Origin of the sequence: Gilliamella sp. ESL0443 (assembly GCF_019469165.1) — a bacterium.
GTDB classification, from domain to species: Bacteria; Pseudomonadota; Gammaproteobacteria; order Enterobacterales; family Orbaceae; genus Gilliamella; species Gilliamella apicola_E.
Map to the genome: position 1 here is coordinate 1,538,843 of NZ_CP048263.1, position 19,544 is coordinate 1,558,386.

Annotated in this window: 19 protein-coding genes and 1 pseudogene; 17 read left to right on the forward strand and 3 right to left on the reverse strand. The window is 34.5% G+C overall.

The window, feature by feature from the left end:
• Nucleotides 1–18 precede the first annotated feature (18 nt).
• The 16 genes from GYM76_RS07025 to GYM76_RS07100 are packed head-to-tail and all read left to right on the forward strand — an operon-like array spanning nt 19 to nt 13,541.
• Nucleotides 19–738, forward strand: coding sequence for a beta-ketoacyl synthase chain length factor (locus GYM76_RS07025; RefSeq protein WP_220225017.1), 720 nt, complete (start codon nt 19–21; stop codon nt 736–738).
• Entirely contained in the window at nt 720–1,508 is a 789-nt protein-coding gene (locus tag GYM76_RS07030; protein ID WP_220225018.1) for a lysophospholipid acyltransferase family protein, read from the forward strand. Before GYM76_RS07025 ends, GYM76_RS07030 begins: the two co-directional genes overlap by 19 nt.
• 29 nt (nt 1,509–1,537) lie before the next feature.
• On the forward strand, nt 1,538–1,792 hold the full coding sequence (locus GYM76_RS07035) for a phosphopantetheine-binding protein (RefSeq protein WP_065562159.1): 255 nt from the start codon (nt 1,538–1,540) through the stop codon (nt 1,790–1,792).
• A gap of 15 nt (nt 1,793–1,807) precedes the next feature.
• Nucleotides 1,808–2,056: an acyl carrier protein gene (locus GYM76_RS07040; RefSeq protein ID WP_220225019.1), complete on the forward strand. Its 249-nt coding sequence runs from the start codon at nt 1,808–1,810 to the stop codon at nt 2,054–2,056.
• 34 nt (nt 2,057–2,090) lie between these two features.
• Complete coding sequence (locus GYM76_RS07045) at nt 2,091–2,624, forward strand: hypothetical protein (protein ID WP_220225020.1); 534 nt, start codon at nt 2,091–2,093, stop codon at nt 2,622–2,624.
• Nucleotides 2,594–3,970, forward strand: coding sequence for an AMP-binding protein (locus tag GYM76_RS07050; RefSeq protein WP_220225021.1), 1,377 nt, complete (start codon nt 2,594–2,596; stop codon nt 3,968–3,970). The genes GYM76_RS07045 and GYM76_RS07050 overlap by 31 nt, the downstream gene beginning before the upstream one ends.
• Nucleotides 3,967–4,317: a hypothetical protein gene (locus tag GYM76_RS07055; protein ID WP_065562163.1), complete on the forward strand. Its 351-nt coding sequence runs from the start codon at nt 3,967–3,969 to the stop codon at nt 4,315–4,317. The genes GYM76_RS07050 and GYM76_RS07055 overlap by 4 nt, the downstream gene beginning before the upstream one ends.
• Nucleotides 4,308–6,041: a glycosyltransferase gene (locus GYM76_RS07060; protein ID WP_220225022.1), complete on the forward strand. Its 1,734-nt coding sequence runs from the start codon at nt 4,308–4,310 to the stop codon at nt 6,039–6,041. Before GYM76_RS07055 ends, GYM76_RS07060 begins: the two co-directional genes overlap by 10 nt.
• Nucleotides 6,034–6,456, forward strand: coding sequence for a thioesterase family protein (locus GYM76_RS07065; protein WP_065562165.1), 423 nt, complete (start codon nt 6,034–6,036; stop codon nt 6,454–6,456). The genes GYM76_RS07060 and GYM76_RS07065 overlap by 8 nt, the downstream gene beginning before the upstream one ends.
• Nucleotides 6,453–7,058 (forward strand): outer membrane lipoprotein carrier protein LolA, encoded by a 606-nt coding sequence (locus GYM76_RS07070; protein ID WP_220225023.1) that lies wholly within the window; start codon nt 6,453–6,455, stop codon nt 7,056–7,058. The genes GYM76_RS07065 and GYM76_RS07070 overlap by 4 nt, the downstream gene beginning before the upstream one ends.
• The gene (locus tag GYM76_RS07075) at nt 7,036–9,363 is read left to right on the forward strand and encodes an MMPL family transporter (protein WP_220225024.1); all 2,328 of its coding nucleotides are present in this window, start codon (nt 7,036–7,038) and stop codon (nt 9,361–9,363) included. The genes GYM76_RS07070 and GYM76_RS07075 overlap by 23 nt, the downstream gene beginning before the upstream one ends.
• Entirely contained in the window at nt 9,360–9,926 is a 567-nt protein-coding gene (locus GYM76_RS07080; RefSeq protein ID WP_220225025.1) for a DUF3261 domain-containing protein, read from the forward strand. Before GYM76_RS07075 ends, GYM76_RS07080 begins: the two co-directional genes overlap by 4 nt.
• Complete coding sequence (locus GYM76_RS07085; RefSeq protein ID WP_220225026.1) at nt 9,927–11,108, forward strand: beta-ketoacyl-[acyl-carrier-protein] synthase family protein; 1,182 nt, start codon at nt 9,927–9,929, stop codon at nt 11,106–11,108.
• Nucleotides 11,108–11,581: a 3-hydroxy-fatty acyl-ACP dehydratase gene (locus GYM76_RS07090; RefSeq protein WP_255561339.1), complete on the forward strand. Its 474-nt coding sequence runs from the start codon at nt 11,108–11,110 to the stop codon at nt 11,579–11,581. Before GYM76_RS07085 ends, GYM76_RS07090 begins: the two co-directional genes overlap by 1 nt.
• A gap of 5 nt (nt 11,582–11,586) precedes the next feature.
• Nucleotides 11,587–12,318 carry a 3-ketoacyl-ACP reductase FabG2 gene (locus GYM76_RS07095; RefSeq protein WP_220225027.1) on the forward strand — a complete coding sequence of 244 codons (732 nt, stop codon included), beginning with the start codon at nt 11,587–11,589 and terminating at the stop codon, nt 12,316–12,318.
• Nucleotides 12,315–13,541 (forward strand): beta-ketoacyl-ACP synthase, encoded by a 1,227-nt coding sequence (locus tag GYM76_RS07100; protein ID WP_220225028.1) that lies wholly within the window; start codon nt 12,315–12,317, stop codon nt 13,539–13,541. The genes GYM76_RS07095 and GYM76_RS07100 overlap by 4 nt, the downstream gene beginning before the upstream one ends.
• Before the next feature lie 170 nt (nt 13,542–13,711).
• Here the strand turns inward: GYM76_RS07100 and purD are convergent, their stop codons facing one another.
• From purD to araC, 3 genes and pseudogenes are all read right to left on the reverse strand, one after another.
• The gene (gene purD, locus GYM76_RS07105) at nt 13,712–15,001 is read right to left on the reverse strand and encodes a phosphoribosylamine--glycine ligase (protein ID WP_065562173.1); all 1,290 of its coding nucleotides are present in this window, start codon (nt 14,999–15,001) and stop codon (nt 13,712–13,714) included.
• 26 nt (nt 15,002–15,027) lie between these two features.
• Nucleotides 15,028–16,620, reverse strand: a complete 1,593-nt coding sequence (gene purH, locus GYM76_RS07110; RefSeq protein ID WP_220225029.1) for a bifunctional phosphoribosylaminoimidazolecarboxamide formyltransferase/IMP cyclohydrolase — start codon at nt 16,618–16,620, stop codon at nt 15,028–15,030.
• 195 nt (nt 16,621–16,815) lie between these two features.
• A pseudogene (araC, locus tag GYM76_RS07115) lies at nt 16,816–17,661 on the reverse strand (arabinose operon transcriptional regulator AraC); the annotation flags it as partial.
• Between the two features lie 203 nt (nt 17,662–17,864).
• On the opposite strand from araC, the gene GYM76_RS07120 reads away from it, so the two are divergent.
• Nucleotides 17,865–19,526 (forward strand): ribulokinase, encoded by a 1,662-nt coding sequence (locus tag GYM76_RS07120; RefSeq protein WP_220225030.1) that lies wholly within the window; start codon nt 17,865–17,867, stop codon nt 19,524–19,526.
• The last annotated feature ends 18 nt before the right edge of the window (nt 19,527–19,544 follow it).

Below are 19,544 nucleotides of genomic sequence, written 5' to 3' on the forward strand. Positions count from 1 at the left end.
TAATTAAAAAATATTAATATGAGACTTTCTTTTTCAATCGAAAATTGGTTTGCTTTATCTGCTGGTTTATCCTCCAAATCTGACTGGCAATTATGGTCAAAACAGATTAATCACAATTGGGATTTACACATACCCAAACTCAATAAACTGCCTATGATGCAAGCAAGAAGAATGAGCATTTCTTCACGCCTTGCTGTTGAAGTTGCTTTAGAGCTCATAGAAAATAATAATGTGGATTTAGCGATTTTTTCAAGCCAACATGGTGAACTTGAAAAAACATATAAAATACTAGTTTCACTTAATCAAGCTAATGACATTTCACCAACCGATTTTGCATTATCGGTCCATAATACTGCTTCAGGTTTATTCACAATTATTGCCAAGCAAGCTATCCCTATCACATCGCTTAGTGCAAATAATGATGGTTTTCAACAAAGTTTGATTGAGGCTCTACCAACACTACAACAAAAAGATAAAAAAGTACTATTGATTGATTTTGATGGAATGGTTCCTGAATCTTACCAAACAGAAATTCATCAAATAATTCCATATTATGCGGTAGGTTATATCTTAACAAATGGCAATCAGTTAACATGCCAAAGTATTAATAAAACATCACAGAAAAATCCAATCAATTATCCTCAATCATTGGCTTTTTTACATGCTTATCTAAATAAAAAACAAAATTTCATCATACAAGGATTATCTCAAGACTGGCAATGGACGATAAATACATAAATAAACAAAAATTCTATACTATAAACCAGTGGTGGCGATTATTTGCGACCGCACTGGGTTTTATTATATTTGGTCTTTTTGGATTATTCGTTTTATCGTTGATATGGTTTAGTTTATTGAGATTATTTGTTTGGAAGAAACAAAAAAGAATTATTATTGCTCAATACAGCATAAGTATTAGCTTTAAAGTGTTTTTATGGATAGTAAAATCATTATGTATTTTCAACTATCAATTTAATAAAGTTGAAAAATTAAAGCAAGATGACGGATGTTTAATTGTTGCTAACCACCCATCTTTGCTAGATGTTGTTCTTCTCGTTTCAGTTATGCGTCGATGTGATTGCTTAGTTAAGGGTGCGTTACTCAATAACCTTTTTATTAGCCGCATTATAAAAACAGCAGGTTATATACTAAACGGTGAATCAGGCCAAATACTGCCACAATGTAATGAAATCTTATCAAACAAAGGAAGAATTTTGATATTTCCCGAAGGAACTAGAAGCATACCTAATCATCCTATAACATTACAAAGAGGAGCTGCTAACATAGCATTAAGGTGTCATGCTGATATCCGAATAATACATATTCAATGTAATCCACCATGGTTGATAAAAAAACAAAAATGGTATGACATCCCTGAAAAAAAGGCATTGTTTAATATTACAGTAGGTGAAAAAATCAAAATAGATAACTTTCTAGAAGAAAATACAACTGTTGCAGCGAGAAAACTTACCAGACATCTCACAACATTATTAACGCTGGAACCATAAAAAAGAATAATAGATAAAAGGGAAATTAAATGGAAAAATTACATCATGATATAAAATCATTAATAATCGAAGTGCTTAATTTAGAAGATATCACATCTGAAGATATCGATACCCAAGCTCCATTATTTGGTGATGGTTTAGGTTTAGACTCAATAGATGCATTAGAACTAGGTCTTGCTATCAAAAATCAATATGGTATTGTTTTATCGTCAGAAAGTGAAGAAACCAAAAAAGCATTTTACTCAGTTAAAACGCTAGCTGATTTTATTAATTCTCAACAGTAATAAGGAAGATTTTTAATGGATAAGCAACAAATTTTTCAACAAGTACAATCAGCACTAATTCAGCTTTTTGAATTATCTGCCGATGAGATTAAGCCAGAATCTAAACTTTTTGAAGAATTAGACTTAGATAGTATTGATGCAGTAGATTTAGTTGTACATTTACAAAAAAAGATAGGCAAAAAAGTTGATCCTGAAACGTTTAAAGCAGTAAGAACTGTTCAAGACGTGGTTGATGCAGTGTACAATTTGCTAAATACTAAATAGCATAATGAATAAATTTAAGTTAATAATAAAAGCAATGACAGGAATAATCCTGTTTTGCTATCCGATAGTTATTTACTTATCTTTAAAATATCAAATTATTAATATCGCTGTTTTATGCATTGCTGCATTATTAGTGTTAAGGCTAATCGCCTTACCTAATTTATTTTCAAATATTGGTTGGTTAGCAAAAGTAACAACTTGCTTTGGTTTGCTTTTAGCATTAACCAGCTGGATATTTAACAAATTTCAATTTTTGCTCTATTACCCCGTAGCAACAAATCTTCTATTCTTAATATTTTTTGGATATTCATTGTATCAACCACAAAATATTATCGAAAGATTCGCCAGATTAAAACATGATAATTTACCAGCAAGTGCAATTAACTATACAAGAAAAGTAACTATATGTTGGTGTCTATTTTTCATACTAAATGGTTTAATCGCATTAATAACTTGTCTTATTAATGATATTTATTGGTGGACAATGTATAACGGATTAATAAGTTATATTCTTATCGGATTATTAATGGGGGGAGAATGGATTGTTCGTCAAAAAGCAAAACATTAGTTTTATTATCCGAGCAATTATTACGACCAGATAATGAAATAATTGCATTTAGAAAGCAACTAGCTTTAACTGTTGGAGATCTAAAACAACAAATTAGCATAATTGTTAATGAATTAGAAAATCATACTGAAGAAAATTGGGTTTTATTCATGGATGATAGTTTTAATTTTGTTGCAGGATTTCTCGCTCTCTTATATTCAGGAAAGCATCCACTTTTACTAAATCCTAGGCATGTCGAATTATTACACTATTATCAAGCTGTATTAACCGATACACATCTTACAAATATTAATTTGCCAACTAATTTGCCAATTATCAACATCAGCAATATTAATCAACATCAATCAGTTAAATCAGTAAAAAATAATCCGGATTTTAGACAAACATCATTTACATTATTCACCTCTGGCTCAACAGGTTTGCCAAAACCAATTAAAAAATCTATTTCTCAACTTGAGCGAGAAATTAATATATTAATAGATAATTTAAAAATTTCACCTTGTGACTTACTTATTGCTTCTGTGTCACATGAGCATATGTACGGATTAACCTTTAAGATAATGCTTTCTTTAATCTGCAATATACCTTTCGTTTGTGAAACAATACTCTATCAGGAACAATTAGCAACTTACCAATCTAAAAAAATCACTTACATCACAACGCCATCAATTATCAAAAATTTAGATCATAATTTATCTACTATTAACTGTACTTGTGTATTTTCATCTGGTGGTGAGCTTAGTTTTGAAAATGCCCAATTTTGTTTACAGAATTTCAAAGTGTTACCTTATGAAATTTACGGTTCAAGTGAGACAGGTATTATAGCCAAAAGACAACAAAAATCGCTTAATACACCTTGGGAACTCTTTTACCCATTACAATTAAAATATACCCCCAATCAACAACCATTATTAATATCACCTTTATTACCACAAGCTGAATTACTAAATGATAAATTACAAAAAATAGATGACATTAAATTTTATTTAAAAGGCCGGATGGATAAAATAGTCAAAATTGCAGAACAACGCCTATCTTTAACCTATATAGAGAACCAGATCAATAAAATTACAGCCGTTGAAAAAGCAATTGTTATTCCATTAGAAAAAAACAATAGAACAATATTGGCCGCCATCATTAAAATAAAACCATCTCATAGTAAGGAAATAGATAACTTTAATTATTTCAAACTTACACAATATTTTCGACATTTACTTAAAGATACATTATCATTAGTTGAAATACCTAAGAAATGGCGTTTTATTGAAAGTTTTCCGGAAAATTTGCAAGGAAAATGCACATATACTGACTTAAAAGCATTATTCGATACTCCAAATAAGATATGAAAAAAGAGTTTCCCAACGAAATAAGCATTAGTAAAACTGAAACAGAAGCTAATATTGAAATCACAATACCGCCAGATCTTTTTTGGTTTAAAGGACATTTTCCTACACAACCAGTGTTACCAGGTGTGACTCAGGTTAATTGGGTAATTGGTTATGCCCAAAAATTAATTAATCCAAACTTATCAATATCGTCCATCGAGGTGGTAAAATTTCAATCGCCAATATTACCTAATGATCGCCTAAAACTAACGCTACTCTGGAATGAAAATAAGCTAAAATTCACTTATAGTTTTATTACACAGCATGGCAACATAGCAAGTACAGGAAAGCTTACACTATGTCAGTAATTGAGCCTTCGCTATCAAAAAACTATTGCTTTATTATACCTTGTTACAATCATAGTGATGCTTTACCGCGTGTTTTACAAAATATTGAACATTATCAATTGACTTGTTTTCTAATTGATGATGGTAGCTCGTATGAACATGCACAAAAACTGACAGAAATAGCAAAACAATATGCATGGGTCAATTTAGTGCGTTTAACTAAAAATGAAGGTAAAGGTGCGGCAGTAATGTGTGGTTTTAGTCACGCATTAGATCATGGTTTTGCTTATGCCATTCAGATAGATGCTGATGGCCAACATGATAGCCAAATTGTCAAACAGCTTATTGAACAATCACAATTAAATCCCAACACTTTAATATCTGGTTGTCCTATCTATGATGATTCAGTTCCTAAACACCGACTTATTGCGCGATATATTACCCATTTTTGGGTATGGATTGAAACCTTAAGTTTTAATATTAAGGACAGCATGTGTGGGCTTCGTGTCTATCCATTAAAACAGACTTGTCACCTCATCAGTCAACAACAAATTGGTAAAAAAATGGATTTTGACACCGACATAATGGTTCGATTATATTGGCAAGGTACTGATTCTATTTTTGTACCAACACATGTCACTTATCCCGCTGATGGTGTTTCTCACTTTAACGCATTCAAAGATAACCTATTAATTACTTGGATGCATACTCGACTATTTTTTGGCATGTTGCCACGAATTCCAGCATTAATAAAACAAAACCGACGTAAGAAAAATAAAGATAGTCACTGGTCTCAAACTGACGAACGCAAAGGTTTAATGGGGATCAAGTTAATTTTAATGCTTTATCGCCTTCTAGGAAGACGTGTTGCTCAAATGTTCATGTTCCCAGTTATCAGTTATTTCTGGTTAACAGGGAAAAAACAACGACAAGCATCCAAAGCATATTTAGAAAAAATCCTTAAACAATATCCTAATGTGCCATTGATTGAAAAGAAAAAATTAACCTCTTTCCGACACTTTCAACAATTTGGTGAGTCACTGTTAGATAAACTAGCCAGTTGGCAAGGCGATATTAAGCTTGATGATATCTATTCACCAAACAAAAGCGAATATTTAAGACTAATTTCTGAGAAAAAGGGGATTATCTTAATTTGTTCACATTTAGGTGATATTGAAATGTGTCGAGCACTAGCAGAATTATCCCATAATGTGACAATAAATGCTTTAGTGCATAAAGGTAATGCTGTACGATTTAACAAAGTATTAAAACAGGTTAATCAAAATTCAATAATCAATCTAATAGAAGTTGCTACATTAGGAGCAGATACTGCCATAATACTACAACAAAAGCTAGAAGCTGGTGAATGGGTAGCTATCATTGCTGACAGAACATCAATTAATCCTTACCAAAGAGTGCCAGAAAATGCTATTGTTTGGGCCAATTTCCTTGGTAAACCTGCACCTTTTCCTAAAGGGCCATTTATACTATCTTCTGCATTAAAGTTCCCGGTTTACTTTTGTTGGGGATTAAAACCCAATGGTCGATTCCAAATATATCTAGAACATTTTACTGATGAGCTAAAGTTATCTAGAAAAAATAGACAAGCGGAACTAGAACAAACCATTGAGTATTATGCCAATCGATTAGAATATTATTGTTTACAATCACCACTTGATTGGTTCAATTTTTTCGATTTTTGGCAATTTAATCCACCTGAAATAACGAATAATAAAAATGAATAATTTTAATCACTGTCATATCACCATCGACTATAAACCATCTTTCCATGACACAGACGCCATGGGCGTGGTTTGGCATGGTAATTATCTTAAATTTTTTGAAAAAGCTCGCGAAGCATTATTTCGAAAATTTAATTATGGTTATAAAGAAATGGTTGACTCGGGTTATATTTGGCCTATTGTCGATGCAAGAATAAAATATACAGCCCCCGCCCTTGCAGAACAAACTTTAGAAATCTTTGCCAAACTAGAAGAATATGAGCATCGCATAAAAATTAGCTACCTAATAAAAGATAAAAAAACTGGTAAAAAAACAACTTCTGGCTACACAACTCAAGTTGCGGTCTCTACAGATACCAAGGAAATGTGTTTTGTTACACCTGATATATTTTTGAATTGCTTTGGATTAATTAAATGAACAAATGCCTAGTTGCTTTCGCAACAACACTATTATTAACTTTCTCAACAATAACGAGTGCAATCACGCTAAGTGATATACAACTGCTATTTAGCAAAAAACAAGTTGTTCGAGCTGATTTTACCCAAGATCGCTATATTAATGGTTTAACCTCACCCATCCATTCAACGGGAAAGATGATAATATCTAAGGAATTAGGTCTATGGTGGCAACAAAATACACCATTTGCTATGACATTGAAAATGAATCAACAGCGAATGGAACAATGCATAGAAGACCAAACTCCAGAAATAATAACTGCAGAAAAACAACCTCAGCTATTTCAGTTCAATCATTTATTAACGGCAATTTTCACTGCAGATAAAGAGATGCTTGAAAATAATTTTGATATAACAGTCACCGAACAAAATAATATTTGGACATTAACGCTAAAACCTAAATTAGCACCGCTAAATAAAATTTTTAAACAAATTATTCTTAGTGGAAAATCCTATTTAGAAAAAGTCACTATTAATGATATGCAAAATGACAAAACAGAGCTTACATTCAAAAATCATAAAACGACAAAATTAAATCAAGATGAACAATTGCTATTCAGATAATCAATTAACATTAAAAAGAAGAGCAATCTTATGGTTGATGATGGTCGCTTGTCTGATTCTTGCTGCTTATTACCTTTTAGCTAATAGTAAAATCAACAGTAGTGTTTTATCTCTATTACCTAAAGAGCAAACCAACAATGTTCCTACTGAACTTATTGATGGTTTTCAAAATCGATTAGATAGGCAACTTGTCTGGTTGATTAAGCCCACTAATGGCGAATTAGAACCAGTTAATTGGTGGTATCAAACCCTAAAAAAACAATCTTTTATTAGCCAAGTAAACGGTTATTTTGATGAAACATTTCAAAAAAATTGGGGAAAATTTGCTTTTCAATATCGTTATCAGCTACTGGACTCAAAAACTAGTGAAAGATTAAAAAATGGCACTCAGCTGAATTGGATAAAAAGCCAGCTATATTCTCCTTTTAGCGGAATAAGTGCAACTGAATTGGAAAATGATCCATTATTATTAACTCGTTCATCTCAATTAAATCAACTGGCTAACTCAGGTGGGTTGACCATTCAAAATAATTGGTTATCTGGACAAGATGACCAAGGCAATCAATGGTACATGATTTTTGCTGAGTTAAATAATTCATCATTTAACATGAGCCAATCTCACCAAATTACCACACAATTAAATGAACTTACCAAACAATTACATGAAAAGTGGCCAAATGTTGAAATTTTAAAACGAGGCGTGCTTTTTTATAGTGATTACGCAAGCAGTGAAGCTATAGATGATATAACAACCATCGGTAGCTTATCAATTATAGGCATTATCATATTGATAATTAGTGTATTTCGATCGATAAGACCAATTATTTTATCGATACTATCAATTTTTGTTGGAATTATTTGTGGTTTAGTGGCTGTTTTAAGCCTATTTGGTGAAATTCACATAATGACAATTGTTATGAGTACTAGTGTAATAGGAATAACTGTCGACTATTCACTGCACTACTTAACTGAACGACTGCTACATGGTAATCAAGAATCACCTTATGCAAGTTTAAAAAAACTCATTTCAACTTTGACGTTAGCGTTATGCACAAGTTTTATTGCTTATCTAATCTTATTAATTGCGCCGTTCCCGGGCTTAAAGCAATTATCAATATTTGCAGTTTTTGGTCTACTCGGTGCTTTTTTAACTGTAATATGCTGGTATCCTCTGCTGGTTAACAAATTACCAGTACGTGAAGATGTTGGTTATAAGTTACTAAGTAGCTGGCTAAATTTATGGAAAAATAAACAGATGCAATTGATAATGGTATCAATCGCTCTATTATTTATCGGTTATGGGTTTATTAATTTAAAAGTTGATGACGATATTGCCAAACTACAAGCATTGCCAGAACAATTACAACTACAAGAACAAAAAATTATCAGTATTACCCGTCAAACAACAGATCAAAAATGGTTTGTTGTTTTTGGTGATACAGCTGAACAAACCTTACAACGACTTGAACAATTTTTACCTAAACTTGAACTTGCAAAATCAGAAGGTTATTTTGAACAATATCAGAGCATAAACTTACCTTCATTCCAAAAACAGCAAGAAAATATCGAATTTGTTAAACAATATAGTCCTGAAATTATATCCTCTTTAACACAAATGGGAATTAAGGCTAACTTACCTACTTTTGAACAACCAATTATTACACCAGAACTATGGCAACAAAGTGAACTTAGCCAAGGTCGAAAACTACTTTGGTTAACCTTACCAACGGGAAAAAGCGCGACTTTAATTCCAATAAATGGAATTAAAAATATCATTGAAATAAAAAAATTATCGGAAGTAGATAAAGGAATCTATTGGCTTGATCGCCGTGAAGAATTTAACACTATGTTTGCCCATTACCGAATACAATTATCCCAGCTGATTGCTGGTGCTGTGATTCTTATTTGCTCTTGCTTTATCTTCTATCATCGCAAATATGGTTTAAAAGCTGCATTAAAAAGCACATTACCTACATTATTATCAACAGGTATAGCATTAGCTATTAATGGCATAACCAATCAAACTCTTAATTTATTCTCAATGTTAGCACTAATTCTTGTTATTGGTATTGGTATCGACTATAGTCTATTTTTGAGCAACAATAAAAGCCAAAACCAAAGTGCATTATTAGCAGTAAGCATGGCGGCATTGACTACTATATTATCTTTTGGGTTATTAATAATAAGCCATACCGTTGCCATAAAAGGATTTGGATTAGTATTAACTGGCGGTATTTTTACAGCATTTTTATTTGCACCACTAGTCATCAATAATAGACAAGAAATATTAGGGACAAAAGGATGAAGAAATATTTATATTTAACTTTTTTATTATTAAGTATGTTGATTTCAGCCTGCTCGTCCCAACCTAAATCAGAAGCTTGGTTAACCAAAGAAACCAAAGTTAACTTGCCTAAGATAAATCTAACTCAAGACTATCACGATCAACAACTATTAACCTTTAAATATAACAATCAAGAAAACTCGGTAATAGTAATCGTTGATATCAAAGATAACCAATTGAAAGTAATTGGGTTATCCACTATAGGTATTCGTTTGTTTGAAATTGAATACGACGGTAGTAAAGTTAAAGCAAAACAACATATATTTGTTAAGCAACTTCCCCCTCCTGAGCAAGTATTATCAGACATAATGCTAAGCATATTACCAACAATTTCATGGCAAAACGTATTACCGGCGAATTGGCAACTCATTGATAACGACTTATTTAGGACCCTTGTCAATGATAAAAAACAAACAATCATTAAGATAACTTATAACCAAAAATCTTCAACAGACATTAGAAAACCAATTAAAATTCAACATGCTATATTTGGTTATCAAATTACAATTAAGAGTATGGAATAGATGATTTATGTTGCTGCGCTTGGCGCGATAAACACATTAGGACACGACAAACAACAGATAATCGATAATTTATCCCAAAATTATTGTGCAAAGCACTACTTGACTCAAGAAAAGGGTTGGTTATTAAATGGCCAAAATACTTGGTTAGGTAAAGTAACGGGGGAGCTTCCCTCCATTCCTCACAATTTGACGCAATATGCGACAAGAAATAATCAATTACTTTATGCTGCATATTTACAAATTAAACAGCAGATACAACAAGTTATCGAAAAATATGGACCAAAAAGAATTGCGGTTATAATGGGTACTAGTACTTCTGGAATACACGAAGGCGACGTTAACATTGAGCACTATTTAAAGACACATCATTGTCAACCCCATTTCTATTATCACCAACAAGAACTTGGTAATCCATCGTGTTTTTTAACAAAATTACTCAATTTACAAGGTCCTAGCTATACCATTTCCACTGCTTGTACATCTAGTGCAAAAGCCGTAATAAGTGGCCAACGACTAATTGAATCAGGATTAGTTGATGCTGCCATTGTCGGTGGTGCTGACAGTTTAAGCAGAATGCCAATAAATGGTTTTAATGCGCTTGAAGCACTATCGAATAATCCCTGTATGCCATTTGCACAAGACCGTAACGGCATAAACATTGGTGAAGCCAGTGGATTGATGTTAATAACTAAAGAAGAATCAAGTGATATTGCATTATTAGGTGTAGGTGAATCATCCGATGCTTATCATATCTCCTCCCCTCATCCAGAAGGAATAGGAGCACAAGTTGCGATGGAAATGGCATTAGAAAATGCAAACTTAAAACCAAATCAGATTGGCTATCTTAATTTACATGGCACGGCAACGGTGCTTAACGACCAAGCTGAAAGTAGAGCTGTTTATCGATTATTTGAGCAAAACTTACCTTATTGTAGTTCAACAAAACATTTAACAGGACATACATTAGGTAGCGCAGCTATTACTGAATTGGCAATTAGTTACTTATTACTTAAACAAAATATTAATTTACCACAGCAAGATTTTTCAGTATCACCTTATGATAAAAATCTAGATAAAATTAATATTGTTACAGAAAAAATGATGCTACAAACACCAATCATTATGTCAAACTCTTTTGCTTTTGGTGGCAATAATGCATCTCTTATTATTGGAAAAGTATAATGCAATATCAATCAGCAAGTTACTATTTGCCACACAGAACTCCCATGATCATGATTGAGAAAGTTCATTTAGTCGATGAAAAACAATGCATTTGCAGTGTTCAAGTTACCAAAAATGGCATACTTTCTCCATTTTTAACTGATAATTATCAGCTACCCAATTTTTATGCTATCGAATTAATGGCACAAACTATTGGTGTTTGGAATGGATATCATGATTCCAAAAAAAATCACTCACCACAATTAGGCATGTTACTTGGAGGGCGAGCAATAAAAACCAATTTACCTTCATTTGAGCTTAATAGTGAATTAATTATAACCGCCAATTTAGTTCTTTTTGATTCTAAACTAGCTAACTTTGATTGTGATATCAGTATAAATCAACAATGTGTTGCATCAGGTAAATTAAATGTTTATGAACCTGATCCTAGTGAATTAGACCAACTTTTTGGTTCCCAGCGATTAAAAGGATAACAATTATGAGTCGAACAGTACTTGTAACTGGAGCAAGCAAAGGAATTGGTAAAGCAATTGCCTGTAAACTAGCGTCCGACGGTTTTGATATCGTCATACATTATCATAGTGACAAAAAAGGGGCGATTGAAACTCAAAAAATTATCGAACAAACCACCCAAAAAGCTAGACTAATTCAATTTGATGTAAGTAACACTGAGCAATGTCAGCAAATGATAGAAGCAGATACTGAACAATATGGAGCTTATTACGGTGTTGTTAATAATGCAGGTATTATCCGTGATGGTGCTTTCCCTGCTTTAACACAAGATGATTGGAAAGCTGTAATTCATACCGATCTTGATAGTTTTTACAATGTATTACATCCTTGTATTATGCCCATGATTGGACTACGTAATGGTGGAAGAATTATAGTTATATCATCAGTTTCTGGCATCGTTGGAAATCGTGGTCAAGTCAATTACAGCGCGGCCAAAGCAGGCGTAATTGGTGCAACCAAAGCGTTGGCACTTGAATTAGCTAAACGAAAAATTACCGTCAATTGCATTGCCCCGGGTCTAATAGACACGGGTATTTTAGATATGGAACCAATCGCTTTAAAAGAAGCAATGAACATGATCCCTCTTAAACGAATGGGGCACGTTGACGAAGTCGCAGGACTTGCAAGTTATTTAATGTCAGATAATGCGGGATATATAACAAGACAAGTCATTTCTATTAATGGAGGAATGGTATGACAAAACGAGTAGTCATAACTGGCGCAGGTGGCGTCACCGCATTTGGTAATGAATGGGATGATGTTGAGCTCAAACTAAAACAACTTCAAAATGCTGTTCGATATATGCCAGAATGGGAAATTTACGATGGATTGCATACCAAACTTGGTGCCCCAATTGATGATTTTGTTTTACCAGACCACTATACACGGAAAAAAATTCGTTCAATGGGCAGAGTATCATTACTCTCAACCAAAGCAACTGAAATCGCATTAGAAAAGGCAGGATTACTAGATGAACCTGAACTAACTAATGGAGATACAGGTATTGCATTTGGGTCATCAACAGGTAGTACTCAGCCCGTTGCATCATTTGCAACCATGTTAAATGAAAAGCATACTAACAACATCACCGCAACGACCTATATTCAAATGATGCCACATACAACTGCAGTTAATACAGGTTTATTTTTTGGTTTAAAAGGTCGATTAATTACCACATCAAGTGCTTGTACATCTGGAAGTCAAGCTATAGGTTATGCATATGAAGCTATAAAATACGGTATGCAAAAAATCATGGTAGCAGGTGGAGCCGAAGAGTTATGCCCTTCGGAAGCAGCTGTTTTCGATACCTTATTTGCTACGAGCCAACTTAATGACACACCAAAGTTATCACCAAGACCATACGATCGGGATCGCGATGGGTTAGTTATTGGTGAAGGAGCCGGTGCATTAATTTTAGAGGAATATGAACACGCCATGGCTCGAGGAGCAAAAATTTATGGTGAGATTATAGGCTTTAAAACTAACTGTGATGCGAGTCATATTACCCAACCAAGGCAAGAAACAATCCAATATTGCATTGAACAATCACTCAAAGATGCAGGTTTAGATCCAAGCCAAATTGGTTACATCAGTGCTCACGGTACCGCAACTGCTCGTGGAGATATTGCTGAAAGTAATGCTGTTGCCAATATCTACGGTAATAAAACCCCAATATCATCTTTAAAAAGCTATTTTGGTCATACTCTTGGTGCATGTGGCGCGATAGAGGCATGGTTAACATTAGAAATGATGCATACTGGCTGGTTTAATCCAACTATCAACTTAAATAATGTCGATCCTCAATGTGGTGATTTGGATTATATCGTTGGTTCAGGACGAAATTTAGATATTGAATATTTTCAAACTAATAACTTTGCTTTTGGCGGAATTAACACCTCAATTGTGATTAAAAGAATATAATTTGTAATTTCTTGTCATTAAAACAAGGCAAAAAAAGTTGAGGAGAGGGGTTTTTGAGGTTATTTTCAAACCACAAAAAACTTTTAGGGTTTAAAAACCCCGTTCCTCAACTTTTTTTGGCTTAATGGTAGATAAAAAAATAGCGCTATATAGCGCTATTTATTTGAAATTTATTTATTTTTTTCGCGTTCAATAGCTCGATAGCCAATATCATGACGATAGTAACAACCATGCCAATAGATACTTTTAATTTGTTCATACGCACGTTTTTGAGCGTCTGAAACACTATCGCCTAAAGCTGTAACACATAGAACTCTCCCACCATTGGTATAGACTTGACCGTTTTCTAAACAGGTGCCGGCATGGAAGATTTTGCAATTAGTATCTGTTTCAGTAGGTAGACCTAATATAACATCTTTGGTATTGTAATCGCCTGGATATCCGCCAGCAGCAAGAACTACACCTAAAGCAGGCCTTATATCCCATTTTGATTTTACTGTATTTAGTTCGCCCTTTGTGGCAGCCAAGCAGAGCTCAACTAGATCAGATTGCATTCGCATCATGATTGGTTGAGTTTCAGGATCGCCAAATCGACAATTGAATTCGATTACTTTAGGATTTCCTTGTTTATCAATCATTAATCCGGCATAAAGAAAACCAACATATACATTGCCTTCTTTTGCCATGCCATTGACGGTTGGGTAAATGATTTCTTCCATAACTTTATTGAAGACGTCATCGGTTACTACTGGCGCTGGAGAGTAAGCGCCCATTCCACCAGTATTCAAACCAGTATCACCATCACCAACACGTTTATGATCTTGGCTGGTTGCCATTGGTTCGACATGTTTACCATCGACCATTACGATAAAACTGGCTTCTTCGCCATCAAGGAACTCTTCAATTACGACTCGATGACCGGCATCACCAAAGGCATTTCCCGCTAACATATCGTGTACTGCCTCTTCGGCTTCCTTTTGTGTCATGGCAACAATCACGCCCTTTCCTGCCGCTAAACCATCAGCTTTTATCACAATTGGTGCGCCTTTTTGACGAATATAAGCAATGGCTGGCTCAATTTCTGTGAAGTTTTGGTATTCAGCAGTTGGGATGTTATGTCGAGCTAAAAAATCTTTAGTGAAAGCTTTTGATCCTTCTAGCTGAGCAGCCGCTTTTGATGGGCCAAAGATAGTTAATCCAGCTTTTTGAAAACTATCGACAATACCAATCACTAATGGCGCTTCTGGTCCAACAATAGTTAAGTCTATTTGTTGCTCTTGAGCAAAGTTGAGTAGACCAGCAATATCTGTTGCTTTGATGTTGATATTTTCTAAATTTGGCTCAAGTGCGGTACCTGCATTACCTGGTGCAACAAACACTTTAGAAACTAATGGCGATTGTGCTGCTTTCCAAGCTAAAGCATGTTCGCGCCCACCATTACCAATTACTAATACTTTCATACAAGGTCCTTTCAATACTTTTATAATTAATGCCTAAAATGACGCATATTGGTGAAGATCATGGCAATATTATGCTCATTAGCGGCTTGAATTACTTCGTCATCACGGATTGAACCACCCGGCTGAATAACACAGGTGACACCAACCGCAGCCGCGGCATCAACACCATCTCTAAACGGGAAGAATGCATCAGAAGCTACAACTGATCCAGCAACTTCTAGATTCTCATCTTGTGCTTTTATTCCAGCAATTTTGGCCGAATAAACACGACTCATTTGCCCTGCACCAATGCCAATAGTCATCTTATCTTTAGCGTAAACAATAGCATTAGATTTCACAAATTTTGCCACTTTCCAACAAAATAGTGCATCAGATAACTCTTTTTCAGTCGGTTGTCGTTTGGTAACTACCGTTAATTGGTCTTTGGTTACCATACCTAAATCACGATCTTGTACAAGCAATCCGCCATTAACGCGTTTTAAATCTAAACTGGCTTTTGTGCTCGCAGACCATTCGCCACATTCTAATACTCGAACATTTTTTTTAGTTTGTGTAATGGCCAAAGCGTTTTGATCAACCGATGGTGCAATAATTACTTCAACAAATTTTTTATCCACAATAGTTTGGGCTGTTTTAGCATCTAATGGACGATTAAAAGCAATAATGCCCCCAAAGGCAGAAGTTGGGTCGGTTTTAAAAGCATTAAGATAGGCATTTAAGATGTTATCACTCACCGCAACACCACATGGGTTAGCGTGTTTAACTATTACACAAGCTGGTTCATCAAATGATTTTACACATTCTAATGCAGCATCGGTATCGGCAATATTGTTATAAGATAGCTCTTTACCTTGTATTTGTTTGGCAGTAGCAATAGAACCTGGCTCAAGATGTTCTTCCACATAAAAAGCTGCATGTTGATGTGAGTTTTCGCCATATCGCATATCTTGTTTTTTAACAAATTGTAGATTTAAAGTGCGAGGGAATTCACCAGCAGGCTTTTCAGTATCGCCATAATATGGAGGTACAAGTTTACCAAAATAGTTAGCGATCATACCGTCATATTGAGCAGTATGTTCAAATGCTTTTATTGCTAAGCTAAATCGATACTTGAAAGAGAGGCAATTTTGCTGTTTATCTAACATATCAATGATTGTGCTATAGTCCTGACAATCAACAACAATGGCGACATCTTTATTATTTTTAGCTGCAGATCGCACCATTGTTGGTCCGCCAATATCAATATTTTCTATCGCATCTTCTAAACTAGAATTTGGGTCAGCTACCGTTTTCGCGAAAGGATATAAGTTGACAACCACCATATCAATCGGTGCGATCTGATGTTGTTGCATCACTTCGTCATCAATCCCTCGACGCCCTAAAATGCCACCATGTATTTTAGGATGTAACGTTTTGACTCGACCATCCATCATTTCAGGAAATCCCGTATAATTCGATACTTCGGTAACAGGAATGTGGTTGTCGATTAAAAGTTTGGCGGTGCCACCAGTAGAAAGGAGTTCAATATTACGTTCAGATAAAGCTTTAGCAAATTCAATGATTCCTGTTTTATCAGAAACACTGAGTAAAGCACGACGGATAGGACGAAACTGCTGCATGAAAAAGCTCCGAAATTGATATTCTAAATCCAAGTCTGTGAGCGGCTATTATATATAAAACGAGGAGTGATGTTTAGTATTAACTTTCTGAAAAAATAATTACCTAATAATTTGTATTTATTCAATGATATGGTCATTTTGCTTATCATAAAAGTAAAGCGAGTTGACACTTTGGATTTTTCTTTCATTTTGTTCTCGAGTGCTATTGCGATATTTTTGAGGACATAGACCAATTCTTTTTTTGAAGATTCGCGAAAAATAAAGTTGATCATCAAATCCGATTGAACGGCTAATTTCTGCGATACTCATATTAGTGGTTTGCAATAACAGTTTTGCACGATTTACCCGTTGCTCTTGTCGCCATTCTCCAATAGACATACCAATCTGGTCTTTAAATATATGAGCAATTCGCGATGTCGACAAACACACTTTCTGCGATACGATATCAAGCGTAAAATTATTTTCATCCAGAGTATCAATTAAATAGTTGCAAACTTGTAGTACTCGGGTATCTATTTTAGGGGGATTAGTGCAAGAAGTCTCTTGTGCGCAACGTATCAAGAATTGCTCTAACATGCTCATAGCTAAATTTTCAGAATATATCGTATTTGATTGCCCTACCTCGACAATTTTTATAAATAGCTGTTCTAGTTCATCTTTTACTTGGGTATTAGGGCGATAAAATCCCGTTTCTTTTAATCGGTTTTCCCAACTTAATAAATATTTCCATGTTGATTTTGGTCTGAAATATACCCAAAAATGAAACCAATTATTCTCATCTTCTTTACGTCCGTATAAATGGGGTTCTTTGGGAGGAAAAAGAACAAAGTCACCGGGATAACAATTAAATGATTCATCATCACGATAAATAGTACCTTGGCCTGCATAAGTGAGGTTAATAATGTAACCATTTAATCCATTAGGACGATCAATGAAAAAATCAAATTTTCCTTCTTTTTCGATCGGTGTTAAACCAGATACAAGATGGACATTAAATGAATAACCAGGTAACAAAGGGTTATTTTGTTGTTTATTGCTCATTTGTCATCACCAATTTTTTGAAACTATTTTATTTTTACATAAAAATTTTTTTTGAATAGTGATAATTGTGAGATCTACATCACAAAACAAATTAGGTGTGCAGAATCGTCTATATTTATAGCAACAACATACCTACTTGTTTTATCGATAATTATTTATTCTTCCAAAAAACTCCATTTAATTAGTCTTTGAGGTGTTAGCGGATGAATAAAAAAATAACCATTGGATTGGATTTTGGTAGTGATTCTGTCAGAGCTTTAGCGGTCGACTGTCAAAATGGGAAAGAGTTAGCTACAGCAGTAGTTTATTACCCACGCTGGTCTAAGGGCCAGTTTTGTGATCCGCAAAAAAATCAGTTCAGGCATCATCCCCTTGATTACATTGAGTCAATGACTCAATCAATACAATCTGTTGTCAATCAACTTAAATCTGATGCACAAAATATAGTTGCTATTGGTGTGGACTCAACAGGTTCTACCCCAGCACCTATTGATGAAAATGGCGATGTGTTAGCTTTAAAACCAGAATTTATGAACAATCCTAATGCAATGTTTATTTTATGGAAAGATCATACCTCGGTACACGAAGCTGAAGAAATTAATAGAGTGTGCAAAACTGAACCATACTCTAAATATTTGGAATATTGTGGTGGAGTTTATTCTTCAGAATGGTTTTGGGCGAAGATTATGCATATTTTTCGTCAAGACAGTGCTGTAAAAAATGCTTCGGCTTCTTGGATTGAACTCTGTGATTGGGTACCCGCTTTACTTTCTGGAACGACAGCGCCAAATGCAATAAAGCGTGGTCGATGCGCTGCCGGTCACAAATGTTTTTGGAGCGAAGAATGGAATGGTTTACCCCCTTATGAGTTTTTTGAAAAACTCGACCCAAGTTTAGTTAATAACTTACCTTATCCTCTATTTGAAAAGACTTATACCGCTAATCATAAAGTGGGCACTATTACCCAAGAGTGGGCAGAAAAATTAGGATTACCAACATCGACCGTAATTTCTGGTGGTGCATTTGATTGTCACATGGGTGCCGTTGGTGCGGGTGCAAAACCTTATACATTAGTTAAAGTAATTGGCACCTCTACCTGCGATATTTTATTGGCAGAACAAAACGTTATAAATAATCGTTCAATTAAAGGCATTTGTGGTCAAGTAGATGGTAGTGTAATACCAAACTTTATAGGTCTTGAAGCCGGGCAATCAGCTTTTGGAGACATCTATGCATGGTATAAAAAACTCTTGTGTTGGCCTCTTGAAAAGTTAGTTTCAATCTCACCAGAATCTCAACCAATAGTGAAGGAGTTAAAGCATAAATTATTAAATGATATTGCTCAAGCTTGGGCAGAAAATCCAAATCTAGACACAATTCCTATAACGCTTGATTGGTTTAATGGTAGACGAACCCCTTATGCCAATCAACGAATCAAAGGTGTTATAACCAATTTAACGATTTCAACTGATGCTGCAACATTATTTGGAAGCTTGGTTTTATCAACAGCCTTTGGCGCTAGAGCAATTATGGAATGCTTTATTAATCAAGATGTGCCTGTTAATGAAATTGTCGCTTTAGGAGGAATAGCTAAAAAATCCCCGGTTATTATGCAAGCTTGTGCAGATGTAATGAATAAACCGCTGACCGTTGTGAGTTCAGAACAATGTTGTGCATTAGGTGCAGCAATCTTTGCGGCTGTAGCGGCCAATGTTTACGCCGATATTTCCACCGCTCAAAGTAGCATGTCTAGTAAGCTAGAAACCACCTTTATCCCTGATGAAAACAGGGTCCCTAAATATGAAGAATTATATAGAAAGTATTTAGTTTGGTCAGCATCTAGTGAACCCAACTATAACGCTTAACTTAAAAAATATGAATAA

Excerpts from the sequence above, each read along its gene's own strand:
- GYM76_RS07030 (WP_220225018.1), top strand. The coding sequence starts at position 720 with ATGGACGATAAATACATAAATAAACAAAAATTCTATACTATAAACCAG.
- GYM76_RS07100 (WP_220225028.1), top strand. The coding sequence starts at position 12,315 with ATGACAAAACGAGTAGTCATAACTGGCGCAGGTGGCGTCACCGCATTT.
- purD (WP_065562173.1), bottom strand. The coding sequence starts at position 15,001 with ATGAAAGTATTAGTAATTGGTAATGGTGGGCGCGAACATGCTTTAGCT.
- GYM76_RS07055 (WP_065562163.1), top strand. The coding sequence starts at position 3,967 with ATGAAAAAAGAGTTTCCCAACGAAATAAGCATTAGTAAAACTGAAACA.
- GYM76_RS07065 (WP_065562165.1), top strand. The coding sequence starts at position 6,034 with ATGAATAATTTTAATCACTGTCATATCACCATCGACTATAAACCATCT.
- GYM76_RS07035 (WP_065562159.1), top strand. The coding sequence starts at position 1,538 with ATGGAAAAATTACATCATGATATAAAATCATTAATAATCGAAGTGCTT.
- GYM76_RS07040 (WP_220225019.1), top strand. The coding sequence starts at position 1,808 with ATGGATAAGCAACAAATTTTTCAACAAGTACAATCAGCACTAATTCAG.
- GYM76_RS07045 (WP_220225020.1), top strand. The coding sequence starts at position 2,091 with ATGACAGGAATAATCCTGTTTTGCTATCCGATAGTTATTTACTTATCT.
- GYM76_RS07060 (WP_220225022.1), top strand. The coding sequence starts at position 4,308 with ATGTCAGTAATTGAGCCTTCGCTATCAAAAAACTATTGCTTTATTATA.
- GYM76_RS07090 (WP_255561339.1), top strand. The coding sequence starts at position 11,108 with ATGCAATATCAATCAGCAAGTTACTATTTGCCACACAGAACTCCCATG.
- GYM76_RS07075 (WP_220225024.1), top strand. The coding sequence starts at position 7,036 with ATGAACAATTGCTATTCAGATAATCAATTAACATTAAAAAGAAGAGCA.
- GYM76_RS07120 (WP_220225030.1), top strand. The coding sequence starts at position 17,865 with ATGAATAAAAAAATAACCATTGGATTGGATTTTGGTAGTGATTCTGTC.
- GYM76_RS07095 (WP_220225027.1), top strand. The coding sequence starts at position 11,587 with ATGAGTCGAACAGTACTTGTAACTGGAGCAAGCAAAGGAATTGGTAAA.
- GYM76_RS07080 (WP_220225025.1), top strand. The coding sequence starts at position 9,360 with ATGAAGAAATATTTATATTTAACTTTTTTATTATTAAGTATGTTGATT.
- GYM76_RS07070 (WP_220225023.1), top strand. The coding sequence starts at position 6,453 with ATGAACAAATGCCTAGTTGCTTTCGCAACAACACTATTATTAACTTTC.
- GYM76_RS07050 (WP_220225021.1), top strand. The coding sequence starts at position 2,594 with ATGGATTGTTCGTCAAAAAGCAAAACATTAGTTTTATTATCCGAGCAA.
- purH (WP_220225029.1), bottom strand. The coding sequence starts at position 16,620 with ATGCAGCAGTTTCGTCCTATCCGTCGTGCTTTACTCAGTGTTTCTGAT.
- GYM76_RS07025 (WP_220225017.1), top strand. The coding sequence starts at position 19 with ATGAGACTTTCTTTTTCAATCGAAAATTGGTTTGCTTTATCTGCTGGT.
- GYM76_RS07085 (WP_220225026.1), top strand. The coding sequence starts at position 9,927 with ATGATTTATGTTGCTGCGCTTGGCGCGATAAACACATTAGGACACGAC.